General features: G+C 61.5%; 5 protein-coding genes and 2 pseudogenes. 4 read left to right on the top strand and 3 right to left on the bottom strand.

Translation table 11 applies throughout. The features are described 5' to 3' along the window. Both G455_RS25190 and G455_RS25185 read right to left on the bottom strand, forming a co-directional pair. A pseudogene (locus G455_RS25190) lies at nt 1-691 on the bottom strand (transposase); the annotation flags it as partial. Nucleotides 692-799: 108 nt separating this feature from the next. Next, nucleotides 800-1,285 carry a MarR family winged helix-turn-helix transcriptional regulator gene (locus G455_RS25185; RefSeq protein WP_035367202.1) on the bottom strand — a complete coding sequence of 162 codons (486 nt, stop codon included), beginning with the start codon at nt 1,283-1,285 and terminating at the stop codon, nt 800-802. Nucleotides 1,286-1,366: 81 nt separating this feature from the next. Here G455_RS25185 and G455_RS0121945 point away from each other — a divergent pair, with 81 nt between their 5' ends. Both G455_RS0121945 and G455_RS0121940 read left to right on the top strand, forming a co-directional pair. Further along, nucleotides 1,367-1,816: a carboxymuconolactone decarboxylase family protein gene (locus tag G455_RS0121945; RefSeq protein WP_229861776.1), complete on the top strand. Its 450-nt coding sequence runs from the start codon at nt 1,367-1,369 to the stop codon at nt 1,814-1,816. Next, on the top strand, nt 1,816-2,253 hold the full coding sequence (locus G455_RS0121940) for a GNAT family N-acetyltransferase (RefSeq protein ID WP_028095580.1): 438 nt from the start codon (nt 1,816-1,818) through the stop codon (nt 2,251-2,253). The genes G455_RS0121945 and G455_RS0121940 overlap by 1 nt, the downstream gene beginning before the upstream one ends. 52 nt (nt 2,254-2,305) lie before the next feature. Here the strand turns inward: G455_RS0121940 and G455_RS25180 are convergent, their stop codons facing one another. Further along, a complete protein-coding gene (locus G455_RS25180; protein WP_035367201.1) occupies nt 2,306-2,974 on the bottom strand; it encodes an FMN-dependent NADH-azoreductase in 669 nt (222 codons plus the stop codon). Between the two features lie 133 nt (nt 2,975-3,107). Between G455_RS25180 and G455_RS0121930 the strand changes: the two genes are divergently transcribed. Together G455_RS0121930 and G455_RS26260 are read left to right on the top strand one after the other, a co-directional pair. Next, entirely contained in the window at nt 3,108-3,992 is an 885-nt protein-coding gene (locus G455_RS0121930; protein WP_028095579.1) for a LysR substrate-binding domain-containing protein, read from the top strand. Nucleotides 3,993-4,172: 180 nt separating this feature from the next. After that, nucleotides 4,173-4,457 (top strand): annotated as a pseudogene (locus G455_RS26260) (IS5/IS1182 family transposase); the annotation flags it as partial.

The following is a 4,457-nucleotide window of genomic DNA, read 5'->3' as shown; positions in this document are numbered from 1 at the left end:
ACTGAGGCATGGGTCGCGTTCGATCGCCGCTCGCCACGGAAATCGACTTCGGCATTGCGGTTGCGGCGTGTGGGGCGGACCATAGGTTCGGGCTCGGCGGTGGATCGGTCAGGGCCAGATGCGGGCGGCACACCGCCATCCGGCGGGGCGCCGGGATCATCGTCCCGGTCGGGCGCCACATCGTCCTTCGGCTGAAAGCGCTTCATCGAGGCCCAGGCCTTTGCCAAGGTGCCATCCACCGGGAAATGATCGTCCGACAGCAGCGGCGCCACCTCCCGATGCGCCAGGATGGCGGCCATGATCTTGCGGAACATGTCTGTCGTCAGCAGCCGATCGCGGTTCTTCGTGAACACCGTCGGGACCCAGACAGAATCGTCGACGCCGAGACTCACGAACCATCAACAAATTATAATCCATCTGCTCCATCAGTTGCCATGTCGTGCCGAAGGCACGCCTCCGGCGCTACGCGGACCGAGAACAGGATTTGCAGCAGGCTCGCACGGATCAGCCGTTCCGGCGCGATGGAGGGGCGGCCGAAATCGGCATAGAGCCGATCGAACCCGCCATCGAGGCTCGCCAAGGCGTCATTGACGACCCGCCGGATCCTGCACAGCGGATGCCGGGCGGGGACCCGCTCTTCGAGATCGACATAACTGAACAGCGATCCGCTCGTCTCGTCCGCTCCGCGCATGCCTGTCTCCGCCATTGATCCGCAGCAGGTCAAGCATGTTCTGCAATCGGCGTCGAGGCCCAACTATTTCAGCAGCCTGTTAAAGCACTCACTTACGGGATGCAAAAGTCACGGTTTGTTGGCGCCTTCCTCAAAGCTTCGCCGTCCCGCCGCGACCAGCCAACGGCGGACCGTGAGTTGCTCCTCCTCAGAGAACCCTTCCGCCAATTCGATTTCGAGCGCGTATACCAGCCTTTTTGCCCGGACAAGAACCTGTCGCCCTGCATCTGTCAGCTCGATTCGCCGCTTCCGCCCATGCTCCTGATGCGGGTGGCGTCGGATGAGCGCCGCATTTTCGAGATTCTGCAGGATTGTGCTCATCGTCTGCGGGGTCAGCAGCGCAATCCGCGCCAGATCGGCGCTCGAATGTTCGGGATAGGCGTCCAACATGGTCAGTGCGGCGAATTGCGGTTGCGTCAGCCCGGTCTCGCGCAGAGAGGTTTCCACTCGATGCCGATAGCCGTTCGCCGCCTGGCGCAGAAGATAGCCCAAGTAGCCGTCCGGTCCGCGCTTGCCCGTACCTTCGCCCGGAAGAACCTTTGCCGCCTTGCTCATTGTCAGAACTCTGATATTATTGTCAGGGCTCTGACAATAGAATTAATGAAGATCTTGTCCAAGATGAAAACCGACCGAAACATGACCTATTCAGATTTCGAGCGGGACCATCCCGCAGCGCTGGCTGCGCTCCTGGCCATGAGCAAGGCGGTCGATGCCTCCGGGCTCGAGAAAGCCCTAACCGAATTGGTAAAACTACGCGTTTCCCAGATAAACGCCTGCGCCTTCTGCATCGAACTGCACCTGAGCGTGGCGCGACGCGCGGGCGTGGATGCGGCAAAGCTCGACCTGCTGCCGACCTGGCACGACAGCCCCGTCTACAGCGCTCGGGACCGCGCCGCGCTCGCCTGGGCCGAACATGTCACCCTGACGCCGACAGCCGCCCTGCCCGCAGAGACACGTACAGCGCTCGATACGGCCTTCGACGCGTCCGAGCAGGTCAATCTGACCGTCGCGATTGCCAATATCAACGCCTGGAACCGCATTGCCGGAGCGCTGCATTTTCCCACCCTGACCCCGGCGGCGGCCTGATGAGCAAGATCGTTCCGGTCGAGGATGCCGCCACCGTCGCCGCCTGTTTCGAACTCATGCGGCAGCTCCGCCCGCATCTTGGGAGCGCCGCCGAATTCGTGGCCCATTGGCAAAGCCAGAGCGCCGAAGGCTACCGGCTGCTTGCGATCCACGAAGGCGGCCAGCCCGTGGCGTTGGCTGGATACCGGTTTCAGGAGAACCTGATACAAGGGCGGCATATCTACCTCGACGATCTCGTGACGGATCAAAGCCATCGCAGAAGCGGTCTTGGTCAGCGCCTGCTGGAACATGTGCAGGAGATCGGTCGGGCGGTGGGCTGTGGCCGGCTGAGCCTCGATACCCCGTTGTCGAACGCCTTGGGCCATCGCTTCTATTTTCGCCAAGGGATGCTCGCCAGTGCCCTGCGCTTCAATATCCCCTTGACCGGCGTGGAATGAGTACGCTTCTCCACATCAGCGCCACTTGACTTAGCCGTTTGAGACTGATGTCTCAGGTTGCCTGCGCCTCCGCAACGGCCAGTTTCGCGGCCAGTTCGCGCGTGCGGGCTTCAGCCGCTTCAACCGACGCCCGGTAACGGTCGTCCTTGAACTCTTGATATTCGATGGCGACCGTCTCGATGTCATTCCGCGCGACGCCAAAGTAATGCGCACAGGCTGCCAGCGCCGGGTCAAGCGCGTTAAGATGCGCCCGAACACCACCCGGAGCAAAGCCGAATTCACCGCGCGACGACAGCACCACCAGCCGTTTGCCCGACAGGGTCGGCTCGATCGGCGTGTCGCCACGGGCCAGATCAAAGGAAAAGGTCTTGCCGATCCGCGCAATGTGGTCGATCCAACCTTTCAGGGCAGTCGGCATCCCGTAGTTGTACATCGGTGCCCCCAGAACGAGGATATCCGCTGCGACCACCTCATCGACAAGTTCGTCGGACAGCGCCAGACGTTCGTTCATCCACGGCTCGCGTTCCTCGGGCGGGGTAAAGGCGGCATGGATGAACTGATGGTCGATTGCCGGAATAGGCTTCTGCCCGACATCGCGGGTGATCACCTGCGTTTCCGATGCGTTGGTCAAAAATGTCCGGGTGAACAGCCCGGTCAGATGTCGTGTCAGGGAACGTTCTTCAAGCTGGGCGCTTGCATCAATCCGCAACAGAGTGGCCATGGAAAATCTCCTGTGTTCATGCATTTCACGTTTCACCTACCAAGCGACCAACCCTCTGGCGAAAGCGAATTTTTCATGGCCTAGTTGAATGGGAATCATCTGACCTCCAATCAGAACAGAAAGGATAGAACCGATGCGGCGCCTGCCACCGCTCCACGCGCTCCGCGCTTTTGAAGCCGCCGCTCGGCATCTGCATTTCGCCCGTGCCGCCGCTGAGCTTCACCTGACGCCGACCGCGATCAGTCACCAGATCCGCCAGTTGGAAGAGATTTTGGAGGTCAAACTTTTTCACCGCTATCCGCGCCCTATCCGCCTCACGTCGGAAGGAGCGGGATTATACCCGGTGCTGCGCGAGAGTTTCGACCGCATGGCCAGCGCCATTGCCAAGATTTCGCAGCCGGATACGGACCGCCCGTTGACGGTATCCGTCACCGTGGCGTTCGCCAGCCTCTGGCTCATACGGCGCCTGCCTGCACTGCGCAGCGAGGCCGGGCTCAATCTTAAAGTCGAAGCCGATAACAGGCCGGTGGACCTGTCCGGCAGCGATGTCGACTTTGCGGTTCGCTACGCAGCCCAGCCAGAGCCAGAAGACCAATGGCTGCCGCTGTTTGAAGATAGGCTGATCCCGCTCTGCTCGCCGGACCTGCTGCGCCGGACACCGGTCAACGACGACCCCGGTGTTCTGCGCCTGCCGCTGATCCAATACCGCTGGAATTGTGGCGTGGAAGCGCCGCCCAGCTGGCAGCGCTGGTCCCACGCAGCCGGGCTTGGAGGGGCCGCGCCGGAGATCACCCAACACTTTTCCGAGGAAATCAATGCCATCGACGCGGCGCTTGCAGGTCAAGGTGTAGTACTGGCCTCCAGCGTATTGGCCACCTCCGCCGTTGCAGCCGGTCACTTGGTGCGCCTGTCTGAAACGGAATTGCCTGCCAGAACATTTTGGGCGGTGAGCCGCCGGGATCACCCGCGTTTCGCAGAAGTGGAGCACTTTGCTTCCTGGGCGCGTGCTTCCGGGTAAGTCTGCACATTATGTGAGTTCGTATTCTAAATTTGCAGCGTGCTGCCGGAACCGCTGCTTCTCCTTCTGCCAGGCAGCGAATGAAGCCCGACAGTGCCTAGCAGGCTGCTGAAATAGCTGGGCCTCGACGCCGATTGCAGAACATGCTTGACCTGCTGCGGATCAATGGCGGAGACAGGCATGCGCGGAGCGGACGAGACGAGCGGATCGCTGTTCAGTTATGTCGATCTCGAAGAGCGGGTCCCCGCCCGGCATCCGCTGTGCAGGATCCGGCGGGTCGTCAATGACGCCTTGGCGAGCCTCGATGGCGGGTTCGATCGGCTCTATGCCGATTTCGGCCGCCCCTCCTTCGCGCCGGAACGGCTGATCCGTGCGAGCCTGCTGCAAATCCTGTTCTCGGTCCGCGTAGCGCCGGAGGCGTGCCTTCGGCACGACATGGCAACTGATGGAGCAGATGGATTATAA

The organism is Pseudodonghicola xiamenensis DSM 18339, assembly GCF_000429365.1.
Classification (GTDB): domain Bacteria; phylum Pseudomonadota; class Alphaproteobacteria; order Rhodobacterales; family Rhodobacteraceae; genus Pseudodonghicola; species Pseudodonghicola xiamenensis.
Note: the sequence above shows the minus strand (reverse complement) of the source record. Positions and strands in the feature narration are given on the sequence as shown.